This is a genomic window from Corallococcus sp. NCSPR001 (genome assembly GCF_017309135.1).
Lineage (GTDB): Bacteria > Myxococcota > Myxococcia > Myxococcales > Myxococcaceae > Corallococcus.
Genome location: NZ_JAFIMS010000002.1, coordinates 524,437 through 548,897, shown reverse-complemented (window position 1 = coordinate 548,897; position 24,461 = coordinate 524,437). Strand labels below are relative to the sequence as shown.

At 71.9% G+C, this 24,461-nt stretch carries 12 protein-coding genes; 9 read left to right on the top strand and 3 right to left on the bottom strand.

Features of this window, described 5'->3' with window-relative positions:
• The first annotated feature begins 328 nt into the window (after positions 1-328).
• The 5 genes from JYJ93_RS04210 (at position 329) to JYJ93_RS04190 (ending at position 16,704) form a co-directional block, all read left to right on the top strand.
• Positions 329-3,676 (top strand): carboxypeptidase regulatory-like domain-containing protein, encoded by a 3,348-nt coding sequence (locus JYJ93_RS04210; protein ID WP_206786724.1) that lies wholly within the window; start codon positions 329-331, stop codon positions 3,674-3,676.
• A 51-nt stretch (positions 3,677-3,727) separates the two neighbouring features.
• Positions 3,728-6,457 (top strand): hypothetical protein, encoded by a 2,730-nt coding sequence (locus JYJ93_RS04205; protein WP_206786723.1) that lies wholly within the window; start codon positions 3,728-3,730, stop codon positions 6,455-6,457.
• 12 nt (positions 6,458-6,469) lie between these two features.
• Complete coding sequence (locus JYJ93_RS04200; protein ID WP_206786722.1) at positions 6,470-13,003, top strand: HEAT repeat domain-containing protein; 6,534 nt, start codon at positions 6,470-6,472, stop codon at positions 13,001-13,003.
• Positions 13,000-14,859 carry an SWIM zinc finger family protein gene (locus tag JYJ93_RS04195; protein WP_206786721.1) on the top strand — a complete coding sequence of 620 codons (1,860 nt, stop codon included), beginning with the start codon at positions 13,000-13,002 and terminating at the stop codon, positions 14,857-14,859. Before JYJ93_RS04200 ends, JYJ93_RS04195 begins: the two co-directional genes overlap by 4 nt.
• Before the next feature lie 399 nt (positions 14,860-15,258).
• Complete coding sequence (locus tag JYJ93_RS04190) at positions 15,259-16,704, top strand: reverse transcriptase family protein (protein WP_206786720.1); 1,446 nt, start codon at positions 15,259-15,261, stop codon at positions 16,702-16,704.
• Here the strand turns inward: JYJ93_RS04190 and JYJ93_RS04185 are convergent.
• Positions 16,701-17,681, bottom strand: a complete 981-nt coding sequence (locus JYJ93_RS04185; protein ID WP_206786719.1) for an alpha/beta fold hydrolase — start codon at positions 17,679-17,681, stop codon at positions 16,701-16,703. The genes JYJ93_RS04190 and JYJ93_RS04185 overlap by 4 nt on opposite strands.
• 173 nt (positions 17,682-17,854) lie before the next feature.
• On the opposite strand from JYJ93_RS04185, the gene JYJ93_RS04180 reads away from it, so the two are divergent.
• From JYJ93_RS04180 to JYJ93_RS04165, 4 genes are all read left to right on the top strand, one after another.
• Positions 17,855-19,378 (top strand): GMC family oxidoreductase, encoded by a 1,524-nt coding sequence (locus JYJ93_RS04180; protein ID WP_206786717.1) that lies wholly within the window; start codon positions 17,855-17,857, stop codon positions 19,376-19,378.
• A 101-nt stretch (positions 19,379-19,479) separates the two neighbouring features.
• Positions 19,480-20,097 (top strand): TetR/AcrR family transcriptional regulator, encoded by a 618-nt coding sequence (locus JYJ93_RS04175; RefSeq protein WP_206786715.1) that lies wholly within the window; start codon positions 19,480-19,482, stop codon positions 20,095-20,097.
• Positions 20,094-21,299, top strand: coding sequence for a multidrug effflux MFS transporter (locus JYJ93_RS04170; protein WP_206786713.1), 1,206 nt, complete (start codon positions 20,094-20,096; stop codon positions 21,297-21,299). The genes JYJ93_RS04175 and JYJ93_RS04170 overlap by 4 nt, the downstream gene beginning before the upstream one ends.
• 35 nt (positions 21,300-21,334) lie before the next feature.
• Positions 21,335-22,234: a class I SAM-dependent methyltransferase gene (locus tag JYJ93_RS04165; RefSeq protein ID WP_206786712.1), complete on the top strand. Its 900-nt coding sequence runs from the start codon at positions 21,335-21,337 to the stop codon at positions 22,232-22,234.
• Here JYJ93_RS04165 and lnt read toward each other — a convergent pair.
• Both lnt and JYJ93_RS04155 read right to left on the bottom strand, forming a co-directional pair.
• Positions 22,209-23,786 carry an apolipoprotein N-acyltransferase gene (lnt, locus tag JYJ93_RS04160; RefSeq protein ID WP_269012895.1) on the bottom strand — a complete coding sequence of 526 codons (1,578 nt, stop codon included), beginning with the start codon at positions 23,784-23,786 and terminating at the stop codon, positions 22,209-22,211. The two genes, JYJ93_RS04165 and lnt, sit on opposite strands and share 26 nt — an antisense overlap.
• A gap of 20 nt (positions 23,787-23,806) precedes the next feature.
• Positions 23,807-24,391: a hypothetical protein gene (locus JYJ93_RS04155; protein WP_269012896.1), complete on the bottom strand. Its 585-nt coding sequence runs from the start codon at positions 24,389-24,391 to the stop codon at positions 23,807-23,809.
• Positions 24,392-24,461: the final 70 nt, after the last annotated feature.

Here is a 24,461-nt window from a genome sequence, read left to right as displayed (position 1 = left end):
CCAGTAACTCAACCCCTCCCCCGAGGGGTCCCCCTCTCGGATGCGGCCCCCAAAGCTCCGCGTCCGTCCTGCTTTTCCTTCAAGACGTCGACTACCGAAAACCTTGAGTCCCGGAAGATCGACCCCCGAAACCCTTTCCCCCGCTGCCCGGTCCGCTCTTGCGTCCCGAGCCCTTGGACCCTGGTGGCTCTGCCCCCAGCATCCCCACCTCGCCTTCAATACGTCGGCCGCGAAAAACCTTGGTTCGGCCCTGTTTTTTTTCGCCGGCCCCCTCTGAAGAGGCCCGCGTCAGCGCTCCTGCTACAGTGGCCCACCCTGGAGGGGCGCCATGCGGAAGACGTCGGCGGTGGTCATTGGAGGCGTCGTGCTCCTGCTCCTCATTGGAGCCGGGGTCTTCTGGTGGCCGCGCCCCACCCCCACCGCCCCCGCGGCCCCACCGGCCGCCCACGCCTCGCGCCGCCAGCTCCCCCCCGCGCCGCCCCCGCCGCCCCAGGGCGCCCTCCAGGTCCAGGGCCGCGTCGTCGACCTCCAGGGCCGGCCCGTCGCCGGCATCGAGGTCTCCGCCTCCGTCCCGCTGCCCGGAGAGACCCTGACGGAGCTGCCGTGTGACACGGCCGAGCCCGACGTGTCCCTGGCCTCGGAGGACTGCCTCACGTCCCCCGCCAACCTCTGGGTCCGGGAGCTGGTGGAGGCCCACCGGGGCGGGGCCTTCGTCCTGTCGCGCACCACCTCCGCCCAGGACGGCTCCTTCACCCTGGAGGGCCTGCCCCAGGGGACGGTCACCCTCTGGGCCCTGGGCGCCCAGGGCGCGGGACTCCTGGAGGACGTCGCCTCCGGCACCCAGGACGTGACGCTGGAGCTCGAGGCCAGCCAGGCGCTCACGGGCCGCGTGGTGGACGAGGACGGCGCCCCGCTCTCCCAGGTCCAGGTGACCGTGATGCATCTGGGCACGGCGCGCTTCTTCGACGCGAAGACCGGCGCGGACGGCCGCTTCTCCGTGGGCCCCCTGCCCGACGACACCTATGGCCTGCTCGCCGCCCGGCAGGGACGCATCACCCTGTGGATGCGAGGGGTGGCCGTGGGTCCCCTGCCGGAGGACGTGGTGCTGTACACGCCCCGGCGCATGGTGGGCACCGTGGTGGACGGCGAGCACCCCGTCGCTGGCGCCACCGTCACGGTGGCCGACACCGATCTCGTCGCCACCACCGACGCCCAGGGGCGCTTCACCTTCGAAGGAATGACCCCCGACGAGTACACCCTGGATGCGGAGCAGGGCGGCCTCCAGGCGCACGAGACGGTGGAGGTCGGGGAGGACCAGCGCGAGGTCTCGGTGACGCTGCGCCTGGGCACCATCTTCTACGTGGAGGCCACCGTGCACGACACCGCCGGCGCCCCCGTGGCCCACGCCGACGTGAGCGCCGCCCTCCCAAGTGAGCGCGACGAGGACATCGCCCCCCACCGCTTCAAGGCGCTCGGCACCACCGACGCGGAGGGCCGCGTGCGCCTGGGCCCGCTCCGGGCCCGCGGCTACACCTTCCAGGTGGAGGCGGACCGGATGTTGGATCTCACCGAGACCCGCACCGTCGCCGCGGGCGGCCCCGCGCTGGACTTCGTCCTCTCCCCCGCCATTCTCGTGGAGGGAACCGTCACCGACGCCGCGGGCCAGCCGGTGGTGGACGCCTCCCTGTCGCTGCGTCCCCCGGACCGCAAGCGCAAGGTCAGCATGCCTCCGCCCGTGTACACGCGCTCGTTCATCATGAGGCCCCCGTCCTACGAAGCGCCCCTCACCTTCGACGCCACCTCCGACGAGGAGGGCCACTTCGCCATCAAGGCGGACCAGCCCCTCTCCGGCACCCTCACCGTCGAGGCCGAGGGCTACCTGCCGCGCACGCTCCAGGTCCGCGCCCCCACCTCCGGCCTGAAGCTCACCCTGGACTCGGGCGCCACCGTGCGCGGCACCGTGACGAGCTCGGGCGGCACGCCCGTCAATGAAGTGGACGTCTCCCTGGAGCGGCAGGAGCCGGAGTCTCCAGAAGGAAAAGAAGATGACGGCGCGTCCGACGGCGAGCGCACGACCTTCGCGGGCTCCTCGGGCGAGGACGGCCGCTTCGACATCAAGGGCCTGCCGCCCGGCACCTATGCCGTGTGGATGCGGACCACCACGGGCGGCTTTGAGCGCCACCTGCCCGACCGCGTGGTGCTGCGCGGCTCGGAGACCGTAGAGCTGGCGCTGCGCCTGGACATGGACGGCCGGGTGGGCGGCATCGTCGTGGACGCGGAGGGCCGTCCCCTGGCGGACGTCGCCGTGGAGGCCACCGCGAAGGAGGAGGAGGACAGCACCGGCCGCGGGTACTCCCCCCTCTCCGCCACGACGGGCCCGGACGGCCGCTTCGTCCTGGAGCCGGTGGTACGCGACTGGGACTACGAGCTGACGGCGGCGAAGCCGGGCTACGCGCTGCCCAAGCCGCCTAGGAAGGAGCGCTCCGACGAGCCCCCGGACGACGAGACCTTCGAGCAGATAAAGGCCAGGCACAAGCGATGGCTGGAGGAGCGGGAGGGCCCCAAGCTCATGGCCCGCGCGGGGAACATGGAGGTGCGCATCACCCTCGCCTTCCAGGGCCGCATCACCGGCCGTCTGGCGAAGAAGGACGGCTCGCCCATCACCCGCTTCACCGTGAACGAAGAGGCGGTGCGCGACCCGAAGGGCGCCTTCGCCGTCTTCGTGGACGAGCCCGGCCCCCAGCACCTCACCTTCGAGGCGCCCGGTCACGCCCTCACCCAGCGCGACGTGGACGTCCCCGCCGGCCGGGACGTGGACCTGGGCACGGTGCACATGGAGGCGGGCCACGTCATCCAGGGCCGCGTGGTGGACGACGCCACCGGCGCCCCGATGGAGGGCGTGTCCATCTCCCTGTCGCTGCCCGCGGAAGGCGCCGCCAACGCGGAGCAGGACAGGTCCTTCTCGGACGTCGAAACCGGCCCGGACGGCACCTTCCAACTGCCCGCCGTGGAGTCCCGGCCCTACCTGCTCACCGCGCAGGAGGAGGAACACGCGCTGCTCGAGCGCATCGTGGGCCCCACCGAGGACACGCTCGAGCTGCGCCTGCCCATCTCCACCCGCCTGGAGGTCACGGCGCGGGACGCCCAGGGCCGGCCATCGTCGAACTTCCTGGCGGCCGTCTCGAAGGCGGACCCGGAGAAGGAAATCTCCGCCCCGGCGATGGACGGCACAACCCTGTTCCGCGACCTGGCCCCGGGCGACTACGTGGTGAAGATCGCGGGCGGGAACACCGGCAGGGCCATCCCTCGCGTCGTGCGCGTGGAGCCCCACCGCGTCAACCGGGTGGACCTGCCGCTGACGACGACAGGCATCATGCTGAAGCTGCGCTGGGGCGAGCGCGGCAGGCAGGGCACCTCCTATCTCCTCCCCGGCCGGGTCCCCGCGCCGCCCGAATCGGCCTCGGCCGCGGAGGTGCGGTGGCTGCGCGAACAGGCACTCCCCGCGCTCATCCCCAGCATCGGAGGGCACTGGGCGCTCGTCCCTCCCGGTCCGTACACGCTTCTCGTGTTGCAAGAACGTGAGGGACGCTGGCTGTCGTTCCGTCAGGACGTGACGGTGGGCCCGGGCACCTCGCGGGACACGCAGGAGGTGGAGGTCCCCGCGCTGCCGTGGTGAGGCGGGTCCGACATGCCTCGCGGTCCAGGGGAGCTGTGTTAAACCCCACGTATGACCCCGAGTGACGCGCTGAGCGCAGCAGACCTCGAACGTCTGGCCAGGGCGGAGGCACCGGACCTGGCCGAGTCCGTGCTGGCCTTCCTCGACCAACCGGACCGCACGTCGGACACGCCGCTGCCGCAGGGCGCGCTGTCCTTCGACGCGCTGAAGCAGCTCCTGGAGCAGGCGCGCGCGAGCGACGACAAGCCGGGCCGCCGCAAGGGTTCACACGAGGCGTGGCAGCGCTTCCTCGCGCAGAAGGACGTGCCGCTGCCGCCGCGCCTGCTGCTCGCGGACCTGCTGGTGTCCCTCTACGAGAAGAACACCGAGCCCGCGAGAGCCGCCCTCATCACCCTGGTGAAGGAAGCGCCGCTGAAGTTCGGCCTGTGGGCGGGCCTCAAGCGCATCTACAAACTGGCGGAGGCGCGCCACGACGCGGAGATGTTCGGCGCGATGGCCTGGCGCTTCGACACCGAGCGCGGCGGACGCCGTCACCGCGAGGTCAGCGGCGGCACCCTCACCTACCTCCAGCGCCGCGCGTGGCGCTTCCTGCGCCACCTGGGCGCGGCTGTCCCGGAGCTCTACCCGCAGTTCGCGGTGGAGGTGCTGCGGCACTACGAGCCGGACACCACCTGGGCGCAGTGCTGGGTGGCGCACCACGTCTGGGCGCACAACAGCAAGGGCTATACGGCATCGCGCTTCGCCATCCAGCCGCCCAACGACATGGTGAAGCAGCGCATGTACCCGGACGCGTGGAAGCGCTCGCCGGACGCGCTGATGCGCCTGCTGGACACGTGCCAGTCGGACCCCGCCGCGAAGTTCGCCATCCAGGGCCTGCGCAAGGACCACCCGGAGGCGCTGCGCAAGGTGACGCCCGCGTGGCTGGACCGCCTGGCGCGCCGTCCGCTGGGCAGCGCGCACGACTTCCTGGTGGAGACGCTCCAGGGCTCGCCGGACTTCCACCAGGGCAAGCTGCGCGCGGCCGGGCTGCACGAGGCGGTGCTCGCGCTGCTCTTCTCCCCCAGCGACAAGGCCCGCGCCTACGCCATCGAGTACGCGCGCGGCCACGCGCAGGACCTGGCCCCGGACCGGCTGGCGGACCTGGTGGAGAAGGGCGAGGACGACGTGCAGAAGTTCGCCGCCGCCGCCCTGGAGAAGCACAAGCCGCGCGACCTGGGGCTGCCGCTGCTGGGCCGGCTGCTCGTGTCCAAGCCCACCGCGGCGTTCGCGTCAAAGGCGCTGGAGCAGTCCTTCGACCGCGCGGAGCTCACGCACGACTTCCTGCGCGAGCTGCTCTGGGGCAAGCAGCAGCAGCTCGACTGGGCGAAGAACTACGTCGCCACGAAGTACGCGGCCGGGGAGATGCCGGCGGACTTCTGGAAGGTGGCGCTCACGGAGGCGAAGCAGCACTCGACGCGCCAGCGCATCGTGGAGGACGTGGCGATGAAGGCCCTGTCCACCTACAAGGTCGCGGTCATCGGGCCGGAGTGGGTCCTGGACCTCGTCGCGAACCCGCGCCTGGGCCGTCAGGCGGCGCAGTGGCTCACCCGCGCGGACAGCCTGCCGGGCCTGGACGTGGAGCGGGTGAAGGCGCTCGTCTTCAACGGCAAGTTCCGCGGCACGGCGCTGGGGCTGTTGGGCAACCGCAAGCTCTTCACCGCGCGGCAGCTCACGGTGCCCTGGCTGCTGGCGCTGGCGCGCCGGGCGGACCCGCAGCTGCACGACTTCGCGCACCGCTACCTGCTGGCGAACGTGGTGCCCGCGGACTTCAGCGACACGGGCGACGCGGACGCGGGCCTGGAGCGCCTGTTCGACCTGGCGCTGGGCGCGAAGCAGCCGCCGCCGGTGCGCGCGTTCGCGCAGATGTACCTGCGCTGCCACCACCCGGGCATCGGGCCGGAGCAGCCGGAGTCCAAGTCCTACGAGCTGCGCCCGCGCGCGCCGCGCAAGGCGTACTCGGCGGAGCGGCTGTGGCCGGCCCTCTTCGACGCGCGCGACGACGTGCGCCGCTTCGCGCTGACCATCGCCCGCTCGGAGCTGCGCGCGTGGGGCTACCAGACGCGCGTGTACGAGCTGGCGGACTCGGACGCGAAGGAGATCCGCAACCTGGCCTACGACGCCCTGCTCAACGCGGGCGAGCCGGGCGCGGACGCGCGCCACACGCTGCAGCCGGACGAACTGGACGCGGGCAAGGTCTTCGCCCTCACGGAGTCCACCAAGCGCAGCACGCGTGAAGTCGCCGTGGAGCTCATCCGCCGGCACTACGCGCGGCTGGGTGGCGCGGAGCGGCTGTCCGGCCTGATGCAGAGCGCGGACCGCGAGGTGGGCCTGTTCGCGGTGCGCCTGCTCTGGGAGAAGCACCGCCCGCTGCACCTGCCGGAGGGCTGGAAGCCCGCGGGCGGCGGCAAGGACGAGCGCGAGGCGGGTGGCACCACGCGCTTCAGCGACGTGGAAGCGCTGCGCACGTTCCTGCGGCGCATGATGTTCGGCCTGCCGCCCGGGCGCGCGAAGGAAGCGCGCGAGGGCGACGTGCAGCGCCGGCTCTCCGCGAGCGTGGCCAAGCGCCGCGTGGTGGAGCTGGTGCGCGACCTGGGCCTGGAAGACGAGAGCTTCGCGCGAGTGGTGACGCCCGTGCTGGGCGAGTTCACCGGCTCCGTGGCGAAGGGCGAGTGGCAGAGCTGCCTGGCCTCGCTGGTGCAACTGCGTGCGGCACACCCGGGCGTGCAGCTCGGCGGCATCTAGGACAACGACACCATGGCCAGCCTCTCCATCGGCAACATCGAGAAGGTCCGTGCGCTCGCCGCCAATGCGCGCCTGCTCATCGTGGGCGGCACCCGCGCCGCCGCGGACAGCCGCCTCACCGCGTACGACGCAGCGAACAACAAGGTCCTGTGGACTTCGCCGCTGCCCGCGCACGTGCTGGGCGTGGCGCTGTCCGGCGAGCAGTTCGCCGCGGCGGGCGCGGACGGCACCGTGCGCTTCGGGTCGCTCACCGACGGCACCGTGAAGTTCCAGCTCCACGACGCGCACCCGGGCGGGTGCACGGCGGTGGCGGCCAGCCCGGACGGCAAGGTGCTCTACACGGCCGGCGCGGACGGCTTCGTGCGCGCATGGGACTGGGACAGCACGAAGAAGCTCAAGGAGTGGAGCGCGTCCTCGCAGCCGCTGCGCGCGGTGGCGGTGGACCCCACGCACACGTACGTGGCCTGCGCGGGCGATGACAGCGTGGTGCGCTCGTTCACGGTGGCGACGGGTGCGCGCCGGGACATGCCGGGCCACGAGGGCGCGGTGCGGGCGCTGGCCTTCACGCCGCGCGACGGGCGGCTCGTCTCCGCGGGTGACGACGGCAAGCTGCGCATCGGCTACCTCGTCGGCGCGGTGGAGTTCGAGGTCCGCGGCGACAAGGACAGCGGCCACGCGGGCTCCGTGCTGGGGCTGGTGTTCCCGCCCACGCCGCAGGCGGAAGCGGGCCAGGACCCGGCGGAGCGCATCGCGTCCGTGGGCAGCGACGGCAAGCTGAAGGTCTGGCGCCTGGATGAGCGCCGCAAGCCGCGCACCTTCGAGCTGGGCAGCAAGGCCCTGAACGCGGTGGCCTTCGCGCCGCCGGCGAACCCCCGCCAGGCGAAGCAGCTCCTGGGCTTCCTCTTCGTGGGCGGCGAGGACCGCCGCGTCACCCGCATCACGCTGGGCACGGACGGCAAGCCCACGGATGAGACGACGGCGTTCGGCCACGGCTTCGACGTCTTCAACGAGGCGCTGAAGGCCGCCCTCCCCCGCCGCGAGGCCGCGGTGAAGGAGGCGGTGGCCCTCCAGGAGCCGGAGGCGCTGGACTTCGTCCTGGGCGTGCTGTCCTCGGACAAGGACGTCGCGGCGCGCCGGCTGGCCGCCACGGAGCTGGGCAACCACGGCCGCACCGCCGCGCGCCCGAAGCTGCGCGACCGCCTCAACGACGACGACAAGACGGTGCGCGCCGCGGCGCTGGACGCGCTGGTGAAGCTGGAGACGGAGTCGCCCCTGGCGGCCCCGCGCGCCGCGCTGGACTCGCGCTTCGTGGACACGCGCGTGCAGGGCCTGCGCCTGCTGGCGAAGCAGGGCAGCGTGTCGCCGCTGGTGCCGGGCCTCATCGCCAGCAAGCTGCCGGACACCCACAACGACGTGGGCATCGCCGCGCTGGACGCGCTCACCACCGTGTCGCCCAAGGGCAGCACGGAGCCGCTGAAGCTCGCCTTCGAGCGCGGCCCCGCGGCCCTCAAGGTGGAGGTGCTGCTGCGCGCGTCCGTGGCGGGCCTGCTGGGCGACCCGCGCCTGCAGCCGCTGGTGGCTCGCGCGCTGGACGACGCGGACCGGGACGTGCGCCGCGTGGCCTTCGCGGTGCGCGTGCTGGAGCGCCGCGCGCTGGCCGCCACGCTGGAGGCCAAGGACGAGGAGTTCGCGCGCACGGTGCGGGAAGTGGCCCGCATGCTGACCCTCCAGGCGAAGCGCGCGGCCGGGGACACCGAGGCGAAGTTCAACACCGACGCGGAGCTGGCCGCCTCGCGCGAGCAGCTCTTCGGCAAGACGCCCGCCGGCACCGCGCTGACGGAAGCCGACCTGGAGCCGCTGCTCGCCGCCATGGCGTGCCGCATGCCGGACACCGCCGTGCGTGGCGCGCGCGTGCTGGCGCAGCTGGGTGACGGCCGCGCCCTGGGCGCCCTGCTCCAGCTGTCGCGCGAGGACGACGCCGCCATCCGCCGTGAGACGGCCACCGCGCTCCAGGCGTTGCAGGACCCCCGCGCCCGCGAGCGGCTGGTGTGGATGCTGGACGACGCGGACGGCGACGTGCGCGCGGCGGCGCTTGCGGCCGTTGTGGCGCTGGACGTGGATGCGCCGCTGTCCGCCGCGGAGGCCGCGCTGCGCTCCGGTCACGAGGACGTGCGCGTGCGCGGCCTGGACCGGCTGGTGAAGCTGGGCGCGAAGGCGGAGGGCGCCGAAGGGCTGCTGGGCGACGCGCTGGAGGACGAGTCCGCCAAGGTGCGCGGCGAGGCCTTCCGCACGCTGTGGGCGTGGAACGACCAGGAGCCGGTGAAGGCGCTGGACCGCGCGCTGGCGGGCCGCTTCCCGGACCTGCGCACCCGCGCGGTGGAGGTGCTCGCGCAGAAGGGCACCGACGACTGGGCGCTGGAGCGGCTGAAGAAGTCCGTGGAGGACCGCGACGCGGGCGTGGCCACCGCCGCCTACGAGGCGTGGGTGAAGCTGGCCGGCAAGGAGAAGGCGGAGCCGCACCTGGCCGCGCTCAACACCACGCACCCGGCGCTGCGCGAGAAGGCCGCCAAGGCCTCCGTGCACGCCCCGGCGGAAGCCATGCGCTCCGCGCTGCTCAAGCGCGTGCAGGACGAGCACCTGGACGTGGCCTTCGCCGCGCTGGAGGCGCTCGACAAGCTCATCCCGAACGAGAACGGGCCGCTGCTCGCGGGCATCGCGGCGTCGGCGCTGCCGGTGCGCGTGCGGGCCTCGGAGCTGCTCGCCCCGCGCGGCGCGGAGGACATCATCGAGCCCATGCGCGGGCTCATCACGGACAAGGACCTGGAGCGGATGTACCCGCCCGCCATCCTCGTCCCCCTGCGCATCCGCGCGTCGCGCGCGCTGGCCACGCTGGGCTCGCGGCGCCTGCTGGGCTTCTACGCCACCACGCTCCTGCCCCACGAGGTGACGGACCTCCAGGAGCAGGGCGCGCGCGGTCTCGCCACGGCCAGCCGCCGGGGCGACGAGGGCGCGCTGCTGGACGCGCTGGGCCACTCGCTGGTGGCGGCGCGTTCGTGGACGGCGGACGGTCTGGCCCGCCTGGGTGACGTGCGCGCGCTGCCGGTGCTCACCGGAAACCTGCGCCATGAGCACCTGCCCATCCGCCTGGGCGCCATCCTCGCGTTCGCGGCCCTGGGCCACGAGGGCGACGGCGGCCTGCTGCACGGCCTGGAGGACTCCGCGCGCGAAGTGCAGGAGATGGTCTTCGCCATCGTGCTCGCGCGGGACCTGCGCGCCAGCCGCGAGGGGGGACCGCCAGACCTGCTGACGAGCGCGCTGTCCAGCGGCCGTCCGGAGGTGCGCTACGCCGCGGCCCGCGCGCTGGAGCTGCGCACGGAGCCGGAGGCCTACCGCGCGCACCTGGTGGAGGTGCTGCTGCCGCCGCGTCCGGAGAAGGCCGGCGACATGAAGGACTGGCCCTCGGAGGAGGACCGGGCCAAGCGCGTGATTGGCCTCGCCGAGGCGCTCTCCAGCGGTCAGCCGGAGCAGCGCTACGCGGCGGCCCAGGTGCTGCTGCTGCGCAACAAGCCGCTGGACTACTTCCGCGAGGCGCAGAAGGTCGCGCGGCCCAGCTCGCTCCAGGCCCCCTGGAAGCCGGAGACGGCCGAGGGCGCCGCGCACGTCATCCAACCCTCCACGCCGGAGAAGCAGGGCACGGCCTCCGCCACGGGCAAGAGCTGGCTGCGCCGCCTCTTCTCCGCGGTGAAGCCGCCGGAAGGCGCGGGCACGGGCACGCCGAAGGACGCGACGCAGGCGGAGCGTCAGCACCTGCGCCGCCTCGCCTTCGGTGCCTACGTGGGCCTGCTGCGGCAGGTGACCGCGGGTGACGAAGAGGGCCACCGCGTCCGCCGCGACGCCGTGGACCGCGTGGTGAAGCTCACGCAGGAAGGCTACGCGGGCACGTCCGCCGCGGTGGCCGCCCTGCTGCGCGCGCTGGAGGACCCGCACCAGCTCGTGCGCCGGGCCGCGCTCGCGGGCCTCAAGGAGCTGTACCCCGTCGGCAGCGACGAGCCGCTGGCGCTGGCCCTGGCCTCGCTGTCCCCGGACGTGGCGCGCGCCGCGCTGGAGGAGCTGGCGGAGCGCGGTGACAAGGCCCGTCCGCGAGTGGCCGCGGCGCTCAACTCGCCGCTGCCGGAGGTGCGCAAGTCCGCCTTCGAGCTCTTGGAGAAGCTGAGCCCGCCGGGCAGCCTGGATCCGCTGCTGGCCGCGCTGGGCAGCGAGCACGCGGACCTGCGCGTGGGCGTCATCGAGCGGCTCGCGGGCGCCAACGACCCGCGCGTCACGGAGGCCCTGGGCCGCGCGATGGGCAGCGAGCACGAGGACCTGCGGCTGCGCGCCGCGGAGCTGCTCGCGTTCCGGGGCGACGACCGGGCGGTGGAGGTGCTGGGCACCTTCCTGCGCTCGGAGACGTCGGCCGTGGCCCGCCGTGCCCAGGAGGCCCTGGCGCGACTGGGGACCTCCGCCGCCGTGGCCGCGCTCGCCGCGCGCCTGACGGTGGCCACGGAGATTCCGGAGCGCACCCGGCTGGTGGCCGCGCTGGGCCGCACCCACCGCGCGGACGCGTTGGACGTGCTCGCGCGCCAGAGCGTGGAGGATGAAGCCCCCTCCGTGCGCCTCGCCTGCGTGACGGCGGCGATGCAGCTCACCTGGCCGCCGGAGCAGGAGAAGCTCAAGGAGCACGAGCGCGAACTGAAGAAGCGCGACGCGGCGCTCGCGGTGCGCTTCCTGCGCGTGGCGGTGAAGAGCCAGGACCCGGAGGTCCGCAAGGCCGCCGCCCGCGAGCTGGAGCACGGCAAGAGCGAGGGCCAGGACGCGCTGCTCGTCCAGCTCTTCAACGACCGCGACGTCACCGTGCGCGCGGCGGCCGTGGAGCACTACTCGAAGCGCGTGGTGGAAGAGGGCGCGGCGGTGGAGCCGCTGGAGGAGATCCTCCGCGCCGGCGCCCGCGAGCTGATGCTGCCCGCGGCGGAAGGCGTCGCGCACCAGCGCCGCGCCAGCGCCCTGCGTCCCCTGCTCCTGTACGCGCGCGCCGGTGAGCCGCACGAGCGGGGCCGCGCCCTGCTCGCCCTGGGCACCCTGGGCGACGTGCGAGCCCTCTCCGAGCTGGAGACAGTGGCCGGCGGAGGCACGCCGGACGCTCCGGCCGAAGAGGACATGGTGTTCGCCGCCATCGAGGCGCTCGGCCGGCTCGCGAACCGGATGCCGGATGGCGAGGACCGCCGCCGCATCGAGGAGAAGGTGGAGGCCGCGGCCACGGACGGCGCCGCCTTCCAGCGCCAGGAAGCCGGCGTGCGCGGTCTGCGCGCCATCGGTGGAGAGCGCGCCCGGGTGAAGCTGGAGGCGCTGCTCGCCGACGGCGAGACGGACGACGACGTGCGCGCCACGGTCGCGGAGCAGCTCGGCAAGCTCGGAGACCCGGCCGCCGAGGCCGCCCTGGCCGCCGCGCTGAACGAGGAGGACGACGACCTTCGCGCCGCCGCGCGCAAGGCCCTGGACGTGCTCTTCCCCAAGGAGCGCACGCGGGTGGAGTTCCTCGCGGTGCAGAGCGAGCACGAGGACATCTCCGAGCCCGCCGCCACGTACCTCGCGAGCGAAGGCGACCCCGCCCTGCTCGTGCCCCGCCTGGCCACGCTGGACAACGTGGAACTGCGCCTGCGTCTGCGTCGCGGCCTCGCCCGCCGTGGCGCGATGCCGGTGCCGGAGGTCATCGCCCTCTTCGGCCACGACAAGCCGGAGGCTCGCGAGGAGGCCGCGCGGCTCGTGGGCACCTGGACGGGTGACGCGCGTGAAGCCGGCGCCGTGGACACCGCCGGACTGACCCGCGCGCTGGTGGCCGCCGAACGGCGCACCGCCACCGCCTGGGCCACCGCGCAGCCGCCGAAGAAGGAGCCGCTGGCCGCCGCCTGGGAGCGCCTGCTCTGGGCGGGTTCACGGTTGGGCGCGAAGGAGCTGGTGGCGACGTCCGCCGAAATCCTCCGCAAGGGTGAGGCCCAGTCCCCCGCCGCCGTGCGCCAGGAAGCGGCGCGAGTGCTGGGCCGCCTGAAGGCGTCGAGCGAAGCGCAGGCCCTGCGCACCGCCCTGGGTGACCCGGACGCGAACGTGCGCTCCGCCGCCGCGTCGGTGCTGGCCGCGCTGGTACCGGAGCAGTCCGCGGCCTGGGCGCTGGAGGTGAAGCCCTTCGACCCGGTGGCCCTGGGCCCCACGGGCGCGAAGGTGGCCACGTCCGCGCTCACGGCCAGCGAAGGCCGCCGGCTCGCGGTCCCCGCGCTGCTGGCGAAGAAGGACCTGGAGCCGCTCAAGTCCGTGGCCGCCGACCCGAAGGCGGAGGTGAAGCAGGACGCCTGGGCCGCGCTGGGCCGCCTGGGCGGAGACGAGGCCGCGGCGCTGCTGAAGACGGCCGCGTTCGACAAGTCGCAGTCGGTGGAGCTGCGCAAGGCGGCCTACCGCGCCCACAAACGTGCACGCCGGGCCGCTGAGCGCGCCCGGAAGGAAGGTCAACCGTCGTGAGCACCGCAACCGCACGTCATCCCGTCGCGCTGAGCTACGCCGCGCAGAGCGACGTGGTCGTCACGCCGGACGCCTCGCGCGTGCAGCTGGCCCTGGAGGGCTCGCGAGGCACCGTGGGCGTCAGTGGCCAGGTGAAGGACCCCACCCTCTTCCGCGACGCGCTGGCCGCCGCCTTCGCGGTGCTCTCCAGCGACCTGCGCTACCGGGGCCGCGACCGCACCGCGTACCTCGCGTACCTGATGAAGCAGGGCAAGCGCGCCAGCGCTCAAATCTGGGAAGCGCAGAAGGCCTTCCTCGACAACGCGCTGGAGGGCGAGGAGAAGAAGGACGCCGTCCTGGACCCCGTCCTCACGGTGGATCCGGATCAGGTCTCGCTGGAGGTCTTCTCCCGCGACGAGAGCGCCTACGCGCGCCTCGCCTTCGACAACAGCCTCTTCGACAAGCGCCAGGCCGCGCACGGCTCCACCTTCCTGGACGTGCCGCAGGACCTGCCCGCCCGGCTGGACCGCCTGCGCGCCTACGCCCCGGTGGTGCTGGAGGCCCACGTCGCCCCCACCGCGAAGCCCGCCCCCGCCACGGAGCCCCGGGCACCGCGCACGGTGGAGGTCCCCCATGCGTGGCTGCGAGGCTTCCTCCAGGTGCAGTCCGCCGCGACGCTGCCGGCCACCACCTGCGCCATCGCGCCCATCGACCTGTACAACCTGCTCTTCGCGCTGCGCACCCGCCGCTCGAAGAAGGCGCCCCGCGCGCTGCGCTTCGAGCTGGTCCCCGGCGCCCCGCCCCGGCTGGTGCTGGAGCCCTGGGAGCAGGTGCTGGAGTGCCACGGCGGCGTGTACACGGGCAGCGCGCCCGCGGTGGTGCGCACCTTCGGCCGTCAGCGCCTCGCCGCGCTCGCGCGCCTGTTGCCCCACGCGAAGAGCGTGCACGTGCAGCTGCTGGGTCCGGGCCTGCCGGTGTTCTGGGTCATCGACCTGGGCGCGGCCACGCTGACGCTGGGGCTCACCGGCTGGACGGAGAGCGGCTGGTCCAGCGCCGCCGCCTTCGACGCGCTGATGCCGCGCGACGTGCCGGAAGGTCTGGCGGAGCAGCTGCGCAACCGCCTGCGCAAGGACGGTCCCCTCGCCTTCGAAGTGCTGGCGAAGGACGCGGGAGCGCCGAAGGATCAGGTGCGCGCCGCGCTCCAACTCGAATGCCTGCGAGGCCGCGTCCTCTTCGACGTGTCCCGTAGCACCTACCGCCCGCGCGAGCTGATGCCCACGCCGGTGGACGAGGCCGCGCTGCGCTACGGCAACGAGCGCGAGGCCCGCGCCCACCGCCTGCTGGGCGACGGCGCCCCGGGCTCCGGCGAAGTGAAGCTCACCCAGGTGCACGACCTGGTCGGCGAAGGCACGCGCATCCAGGGAGAGGTCGTGGACCGCGAGGCGGTGCGCAGCTTCTTCCCCACCTTCACCATGGACCTGGAGGGCCGCGTGAAGGACGCGAGCTGCGGCTGCCCGCACTTCCGCCGCTCCGGTCTGCGCGAAGGCCCCTGCGAACACATGCTCGCGCTGCGTCTGGCGTACGCCCGCCGCCGCGCCGAGGAAGAAGCGCTCCGTCAGACGCCGGAGGGCCGCAAGCTCATCCGCGCGGAGACGCGCGCGTACGTACGCCGCGACCCGGCCACGGGGCTGGAGCAGGTGTATCGCGTATCACTGGACGGCAAGGTGGTGGCCCTCACGTGGGGACCGCGCCTGGGAGACTCGCGCCACCAGCGACTCTGGTTCGACACGGATACGGAAGCCCGGACGGCGTACTTCAGCCGTTTGGAGAAATTGACCGCGGACGGCTACATCGACGCGGCCTCGACTCTGGTGTAAACACTCACTCAACGGCCCGGCCGCCGACGGGGCGGCCGGAAGGATGGTGGCGCCGGACGAAAACCGAATAGCGAGTGGTCGAGAGAGGTCTGGACCGCATCAGCCTCAACGCCTCGAGCGTAGGAACGGCGTTGCGCCGTTCTGGTTGAAATGCTGGACACTCTCCGCAAGGTAGCCTGTTCTTGGCTCTCTCCCTCCCGAGCACTACCGTCGGGGCGGGAAGCGGAACCAACGACGCAGCCGCCGTTTTCCCACCCCGACGGTAGTGCTCGGGAGGGGAGAGCCGGTGAGGCTACCGTGCCCCAGGTGAGCTGGTGGTGCCTTCCTGGCCTCCCTCGACCGCTCGAATTCGTCTCCGTCGCCCCTCCCTGAGCCGCCGCGCCCGTCGAAGGTAACTCGATGACCGCCAAGCTGGAGTCGTTCGTCCCCGCCGCCCCGCCGCAGGCTGCTCCTGAAGTCACGCCCGCCGCATCCCCCAACACCGCCGCGAAGCGCGAGGCCGCGAAGGCCGCGCACGACGCCCTCCTCACGCGCTGGAAGGCCATCACCGAGGCCGGCGGCGCGGACGAATGGGTGCGCGCCCAGCTCGTCGCGAAGGGCGCGCTCGCGGAAGAAGTCGACTTCTCCTCGCTGAAGGAGAAGGAGAAGACGGCCTGGAAGGAGAAGAAGAAGGCCGAAGCGGTGGAGCGCCGCGCGCTGGAGCGCCAGGCCCACGAGGCGTGGAAGGCCACGCACGTGAACCACCTGGGCGTGGGCATCTACTGGAACGAAGCCGGCCTGCCGGACAAGTTCGACCTGGAGCACCGCGAGGAGCGCGCGCGCCAGAACGGCCTGCCCCCGCTGAACAACGCGGAGGACTTGGCCAAGGCGCTGGGCCTGAGCGTGTCCAAGCTGCGCGGCTTCGCGTTCCACCGCGACGTGGACACGGGCTCCAACTACGTGACGTGGAGCATCCCCAAGCGCACGGGCGGCGAGCGCACCATCACCTCGCCCAAGCCGGAGCTGAAGCAAGCGCAGCGCTGGGTGCTGTCCAACGTCGTGGAGCGGCTGCCGGTGCACGGCGCGGCGCACGGCTTCGTGGCGGGGCGCTCCATCCTCACCAACGCCCTGGCGCACCGGGGCGCGGACGTGCTGGTGAAGGTGGACCTGAAGGACTTCTTCCCTTCCGTGAACTGGCGCCGGGTGAAGGGCCTGTTGCGCAAGGGCGGGCTGCCGGAGAACACGTCCACGCTGCTGGCGCTGATGTCCACGGAGGCGCCGCGCGAGCGCATGTCCTTCCGGGGCAAGACGCTGCACGTGGCGAAGGGCCCGCGAGCCCTCCCGCAGGGCGCGCCCACCTCACCGGGCATCACCAACGCGCTGTGCCTGCGCCTGGACAAGCGGCTCTCGGCGCTGTCGCGCAAGCTGGGCTTCACGTACACGCGCTACGCGGACGACCTGACCTTCTCCTGGACGAAGGCGAAGGCGCCCAAGGCCCGCCGCGCGCAGGGAGCGCCGGTGGCGGTGCTGCTCGCGCGAGTGAAGGACATCGTGGAGGCGGAAGGCTTCACGGTGCACCCGGACAAGACGCGGGTCGCGCGCAAGGGCAGCCGTCAGCGCGTCACGGGGCTCGTGGTCAACGAGTCCAAGGAAGGCACGCCCGCCGCCCGGGTCCCCCGCGACGTGGTGCGCCGCCTGCGCGCGGCCATCCACAATCGCCTGAAGGGCAAGCCGGGCCGCGAGGGCGAGTCGTTGGAGCAGCTCAAGGGCATGGCGGCGTTCATCCACATGACGGACCCGGAGAAGGGCCGCATGTACCTGGATCAGCTCGCGAAGCTCGAAGCCGCCCAGCCCGCCCAGGCCTAGCGGGCCCCCGCCTTCTTCGTCCGCCGGGAGGGCTTCTTCGCCGGAGCCTTCTTCTCCACGGCCGGAGCCACGGGCGTCTCCACGGCGGGAGCCGCCGGCTTCAGCGCCGAGTCCGCGAACTCCCGCAGCCTGCGCGGATACTCCGTGGGCGCGGCGGCGGCGAAGTTGCCATGCGACGCGCCAGGGATGCGCCACGTCTGGGCATACGGCGCGACGTGCGTGAACAACTCATCCAGCAGCGGCTGTCCGGACTCCTCCGTCCCCGCGACGATGAACAGCGGCCGGGGCTTGATGTGGTCCACCGCGTCGAGAGTCCGAACCTCGTCCAGGGCAATCCCCCGCCGCCAGAAGGGAATCAGCGCTCCCGTCTGGGTGATGACACCGAAGCGGCGAAAGTCATACGCCGCCGCCAGCCACAGCGTGTTGAACGGAGACAGCAGCACCACCGCCGCGACCCGCGGGTCCTTCGCCGCCACCTCCGCCACCGCCGCGGATCCAATGGAGAACCCCAGCGCCCCCACGCGAGCCGGATCCACGTCCGGCTGGGCCCGCACGTACGCCAGCGCCGCGCGCACGTCCTGGCGCTCCTTGTCACCCCAGGTGGACGTCTCGCCTCCGCTCTGTCCATGCGCGCGCAGGTCGAAGAGCAACACGCCATACCCCGCGTCGCGCAGCACACGCGCCTCGGGCAGCAAATCCATACGGGTCTGCGACAGGCCATGCGCCAGCACCCACGCCGCCTTGTTCCGGGACGGCACGTACCAGCCGCGCAACTCCACCCCATCGTCCGTGCGCAGCGTCACCTCGCGCGCGGAGCCGAAGTCCGCGGGCAGCACCGCCGCCGGTCTCGGGTAGTGGAAGTACTGCTCGGAGCGCCACGCCGCGCGGCCACCCAACGCCAGCACCACCAGCAGCAACGGCAACACCAACACACCCAGCACCCGCCCCCACCGAATTCGCTTCAACACCCCGGCCATGTCCGCACCTCTCCGACAGCAAGCGACCCGTCCCCAGGGCGGAAGTCACCGCCCGAGGCAGGTGTTGGCTCCCGCCAGACATCGAGACCCTATAGGCGCTACCAGGGTCCCTGATTTACAATTTAGGCGAACTTTAGCAGCGGCGGCAGAGTGACCGTCCTGGGTGAGCAGGCATGAAGACGTCGAAGACGGTCTATGACGCGGTGGTGGTGGGCTCGGGGGCCTGCGGTGGGTGGGCCGCCAAGCAACTGACGGAAGCCGGGCTTCAGGTGCTGGTGTTGGAGGCGGGCCGCGGCGCGAACGCGGACCGGGCGCTCCACCTGATGCACCGCGTGAAGCAGAAGCTGGGCTACCGCATCGAATCGGACGCCTCCCGCACGTCACGCCAGTCCATCCAGGCCACCAGCTTCGCCTGGCCGTTCCATCCGCACGCCTTCGTGGATGACGTGGACAATCCCTACACCACGCCAGCCGACGCGCCGTTCGCGTGGATTCGCGCGAGGCAGGTGGGCGGGCGGACCAGCGTGAAGGCTCACGGCCGCCAGTTCTACCGGCTGTCTGACTTCAACTTCCACGCGGGAAGCCTGGACGGGCTGAGCCCGGACTGGCCGCTGTCGCACGCGGACCTGGCGCCGTCCTACGAAATCGTGGAGCGCTGGATGGGCCTGTACGGCAACTCGGACGGCGTGGACACGCTGCCGGACTCCGTCTTCGCCGGCCCCGCGCCGCTGTCCCCCGGCGAGGTCCGCCTGCGCGAGAAGGTGAAGGCCCGCTGGCCCGACCGCCACGTCGTCGCCCGGCGGACCTCGAACGCGCCGGTGACGCTGCCCGCGGCGCTGAAGACGGGGCGGCTGACGCTGCGCTCGCACGCCATCGCCAGCCACCTCCTGCACGACCCCAACACGGGCAAGGCGACGGGGGTGTCCTTCATCGACGCGAACACCGGCACGTCCGAAGAGGTGCGCGCGAAGGTCGTGGTCGTGGCCGCGGGAACGATTGAATCCACGCGGTTGCTGTTGCACTCGCGCAACCGGGCGTTCCCGGACGGCCTGGCGAACAGCTCCGGGCTCGTGGGCAAGCACCTGATGGACCACATGTACCTGCGAGGCATCGAGGCGCGGATGAACCTGCCCTCGCACCTGCACCAGAAGGAGCACGGCTGGGCGTACATCCCCCAGTTCCGCAACGTCACCGAGCGCCACCCGGACTTCGCCCGAGGCTACGGCGTGCAGGTCTTCACCTTCGATGACCAGATGCACATGGTGCCCTTCGGAGAGATGGTCCCGCGCGCGGAGAACCGCGTCACGCTGAGCGACACGGTGAAGGACCGCTGGGGCATTCCGGCGGCGCACATCGAGTGCCGTCACTCGGACAACGACCTGAAGATGACGGAGGACGCGGTCACGTCCTGCCTGGAGATGCTGGAGGAGTCGGGCTGCACGGTGGAGAAGGTCAACAAGCAGCTCTCCGAGCCGGGCATGGCCATCCACGAGGTGGGCACCGCGCGCATGGGCAAGGACCCGAAGACATCCGTGCTCAACCCGTTCAACCAGAGCTGGGATGTCCCCAACCTCTACGTCACGGACGGCTCCTGCTTCCCCTCGCAGGGCCCGCAGAACCCCACCCTGACGATGATGGCCCTCACCGTCCGCGCCTGCGCCCACCTGGTGGGCGAGCTCAAGGCCGGCCGCATCTGATTCCCCCCCTGAAGTCACCGCGAGGGGCCCGCGAGAAACGGGCTCCTTGCACGACTGGCGCGAATTTATTACCTACCAGTCAGTAACTAACCCTTCGCGCCATGTCCCGTCCCCCACGCGTCAGCGACCTGCAGATCGATGAAGCGGCCCGAGCCGTGTTCCTGGCGCAGGGCCCCTCCGCGCCGCTGCAGGACATCGCGAAGCGGCTGGGCATCTCGCAGCCAGCGCTCCTGCACCGGGTGGGCACGAAGGAAGCGCTGATGGCGCGAGCCCTGCGCCCCGTCCCGCCCACCGCGCTGGCGCTGCTGGCCCCAGGACCGAAGGACACCGCGTCCATCGAGGACCAGCTCCTGGAAGCGCTCCTGCACCACCGGGACTTCCTGCGCCAACTGGTGCCCTGGTTGTTCGTGCTGCACTACTCGGCGCTGGGCGGCGCGAGGGCCATGCACCTGGACACGCCGCCCCCTGTCGCGCTGCGAGAGGGACTGACGAAGTGGCTCGCCCGGGTGAAGCGAGCCGGAAGGGTGGACCTGGCCGAGCCCAGGGTCGCGGCGGAAGCACTCTGTGGAGTGCTGGAGGCCCGCTGCTTCAACGCCCACGTGGGCGGCGCCACCTATGCCCCAGGCGGAGACGAAGCCGTCCTGCGCCAGCTCATCCGGGTGCTGCTGACGCCAGCGGAAGCACCCGCGCGAAAGCCGCGGAAGAGGACCACCCGATGACGACCGCCACGCCCAAGCTCTCCCGCTCCACGGAGGGGCCCTGGCTGACCCTCATCCTGGGGGTGCTCATCGGCTTCGGGCCGCTGTCCATCGACATGTACCTGCCGGCGTTCCCCGCCATCGGCGAGTCGCTGCACGCGACCGCGGGCGAGGTGGAGCGCACACTGGCGACGTTCTTCGCGGGGCTCGCGGTGGGGCAGCTCTTCGCGGGTCCGGTGAGCGACCGCTTCGGTCGCACGAAGCCGCTCTACGTGGGCCTGCTGCTCTACGTCGTGGGCAGCATCGGCTGCGCGACCGCGCCATCGGCGGACATCCTGGCGGCCTGCCGGTTCGTGCAGGCCTTGGGTGGCTCGGTGGGCATGGTGACCACGAGGGCCGTCGTCAGGGACCTGCACTCCGGAGCAGCCGCGGCGAGGATGATGTCGCGCCTGGTGCTGGTGATGGGCCTGGCCCCCATCCTGGCCCCACTGCTGGGAGGCTGGGTGCTGCGAGCCGCGGGCTGGCGCGCCATCTTCGCGAGCCACGCGGTCATCGGGCTCATCGCCCTGGGAGCGGTCCTCGCCATCCTCCCGGAGACCGCGCCCCCGAGGAGCGGATCCACCCCCTCCAAGCCCTTCCAGACCCTGTGGGGCATCACGAAGGCGCCGGACTTCCTGGGGCACGCGTTGGCGGCGGGGCTCGCGCAGGCAGGGATGTTCGCGTACATCGGCGGCTCGCCTTTCGTATTCATCACGTTGCACGGCGTGAAGCCGGAGCACTTCGGCTGGTTCTTCGGAGCGAACGCCGCGGGACTCGTGGCGATGTCCCAAATTAACCATTGGCTGTTGGCGCGCTCCTCGCCAGCCCGCGTGTTGAAGCAGGCGGTGCGGGTCGCCACGCTCGCGGGGCTGGCGCTCGTGGCGGTGGCATCGACAGGCTTCGGTGGGCTGTGGGGCATCGCGCTGTCGCTGTTTGTCTTCGTCTCCAGCCTGGGCGCCATCACGCCCAACGCGACGGCGCTGGCGATGGAGCACCACGCGAAGCAGGCAGGCATCGCGTCGGCGGTGCTGGGAGCGTTGCAATTCATGCTGGCGGCGGGAGCCTCCGCGGCGGTGAGCGCGAGCCACGACGGCACCGCGAGGCCCATGGCCCTGGGAGTCGCCATCGCCGCCCTGCTCGCCCTGGGAGCACTGAACCTGGCGGAGCGAGCCCCCGCGCACTGAGTGAGTGGGATTGACACTCTGGAACGCGAAGCCTGATGGTGCGACGCGAAATGCTCGCACCCTTCTACTCCGCGTGCCCTGTCTGCAATGAAACCGGATCCCGCCCGGTCGTCGCGTTCCAGGAGCTGAGCTACGGCCGCTGCACAGGCTGTGGACTCATCTACAAGCGCGAGCAGAAGCCAGGGCTGGGCGAGGGCTACGAGGAGAAGTACTTCAAGCACAACCGCGCGAAGTACCTGAGCCGCTGGGACCACCGGGTGCGCAAGTGCCTGCGGCAGGTGCTGGTCTGCCTGGAGTACGCGCCGCACGCGAAGGACCTGCTGGATGTGGGCTGTTCCGCGGGCTACGTGCTAGAGGCAGCGCAGCGAGCAGGCTTGAAGGCCACGGGCCTGGACTACTCCCATTTCTCGGTGAGCCTCTGCCGCGAGCGGGGCTACACCGCCGAATACGGCTCGCTGACCCAGATGCCGTTCCCGGATGCGTCCTTCGACATCATCACGTTGAAGCACACGCTGGAACACGTGGATCAGCCCATGGACGGGCTGCGCGAAATCCAGCGAGTGCTGAGGCCCGGAGGAGTGGCCTTCGTCATCGTGCCGGACGCAGCCTACTACAAGATCATCGTGATGCCGAAGAAGGGCCGCTCCTTCCGGCCAGACCGCCGAGGCTGGCAGCACCACGTCTACTTCTACGAGCACAACCTCGCGGACGCCTGCGCCAGGGCTGGAATGCAGCCGGTGAAGGCCGGCAAGGACATCTTCCGCAGCAGGCTGGCGAAGGGGGTACGGGCCCCCTACGAGTACGTCCGCTTCGCCTTCCTCTGGGCCTGGGTCCAGGTCTGCCGCCTGACGCACATGCGCCGGGAGATCCAGGTCATCGCCCAGAAGCCCAAGACGGACGCGCAGCTCCCTACGCAGAAGGCCGAAGCCGCCTGATTCGCACGCCCAGCACCACGGCCAGCACGAGCGCCACGGGCCCCAACCAATCCCCCCAGGCCCCCGCGAGCGAACTCAGCCGATCCGCCGCAGGCACACGCATCACGGTGCCGGCACGCTGGTTGTCCTCCAGCTCGGAGGTCCACGTCCCCGCGGGGTCGATGAACGCGGAGATGCCTGAGTTGGTCACCCGCACCTGCGCCGTGCGCGTCTCGATGCTCCGAAACGCCGCATGCATCAGGTGCAGCCGGGGCGCGGGAGTGCCAGAGAACCACGAGTCATTCGACAGCGTGAGAATCAGGTCCGCCCCCTGGCGCACCTCCGCCGCGACGTAGTTGGGGAAGATGGCCTCGTAGCAGATGAGCGGAGCGACCTTGAGCACCCGGCCGCCGTTGATCCGGAAGTCCACCAACCGGGGCCCCGGACCACGCTTCCATCGGCCGGTCCACGGAAGCATCGCGCGCAGGGTGGGCGTGTCCACCGCATCCGGAACCCACTCCGTGAGCGGGAACAGCATCGTCTTCCGATACGCGGCCTGGGCCAGCTCGCCCGTCGCGGAGGGCCCCAGGAACATGGCGGCGTTGAACTCGCGTTCACCGTCCAGGTCGTAGGTGCCGAACACCAGTGGAACGCCACGCTCCGCCACCCAGGAGCGGATCTCATCATCCAGCGCGCCGCCGTCTTCACTCTTCGGGGTGCCGAACGTCGTCGGATACACCGTCTCCGGCCACACCAGCAGGTCCAGCGGCCCCGAGCGCAACAGCGCATCCGACATCGCGTAATGCGTATCCAGGATGTGGCGAACGACCTCGTACGTGCCCTGCTCCGCGGCCAGCTTCTCAATGTGGGTGATGTTCGCCTGCACGGCGCCCACCACCAGCGAAGGAGCCGAGTGCACCGCCGAGCGCACCTGCCCCAGCCGCATCCATCCATAGCCCCAGCCCACAACGGCCAGCACCACGGCCAGGACTACGGGCCGCGGCCGTAAGCCCCGCCGCGAAGCCAATCCCTTCACCACTGAGACGACACATTCATTGATGAGCAGCAGGCCTAGCGTGAGCCCTGGAGCACCCGCCAGGTCCGCGCCCTGGCGCAGGGTCTCCGAGGCATAGAGCGCGTGGCCCAGCGTCTCGGCGAACAGCTTGGGCGTGAACCACTCGGTGCCCACGTACACGAGCGCGGTGAGCACGGGAGGCACCCACGCCAGGCGCGGCGCATCCCCCACCCGCCGGCGCGCGTACCAGCGCACCCCTGCGGCGGTGATGAACTGGAGCTCCAGCACGGGCGCGATGAGCAGGAACACGCCCCAGCACAGCCACAATGGAGCACGGGAGTACGCCGCGATGGCGCCCGGGAACCAACCGAACACCGCCGCAGTGAACGTCACCGACAGCATCACGCCCAGCCCCACGGCGGCGCGAGCGGAACGAGCCCCGTCCAAGGCCGCGAGCCAGGGCGCCATCGCCACCACGCCCAGCCACACCCAACCCGGTCGCAGCTGTCCGAACGCCGCGAACAGCACGGTGGTCGCCGCGACGCCCAGTAGCGCCACGGCCCACCTCTTCGCGGACGTCACTGCGAGTCCCCGTCCTCGACAGGAATCTCCAGCAGCTGGTGGGGCATGCCGGGGGGAGCCATCTCCTCGGGCACCACGCGGTTCTCGGGGATGGGGATGGGCTGCCCGTTGGCATCCTTGGGAGTGAAGTCCGGATGGAACATCAGGATGGCCGCGAGTGGCTGCCCGTTGTCCGTCGCCTGGTAGTGGCGCATGTAGCCAGGAGGCAACTCGAAGCCGTCGGGCACCACGAGCCCCCGTTTCAGCGGCTTGGTGCCGCGCTGATACAGCGCCGTCCCGCTCTTGCCCTCGGGAGGAGGCGGCGGGTCATCGATAGGCATGGGAGCAGGCTCCTCCACGGGCATGGGCGCGGCGACACGCGCGACGGCGGGACGCACGGAAGGGCGCGCAGGCTCCAGGGAGGGAGCCACCGGAGCGGGGCGCTCGGCCACTACAACCTGGGGCAGCTCCTCGACGGGAACAGGTCGGGAGAGCCACCAGAGACAGAGCCCCACGCACAGCCCGGTGATGACGACGGCGCCACCGATGAGCCAGGAGCCCACGCCACCCGAGGACTCGCGCGAGGGCGCCACCCGCGTCACGCCATCGGAATCCGTGCGACACTCAGGGCCAGGCTGCGGGGAACGCATGTTTTGAGGGGCCTCCGGGGTG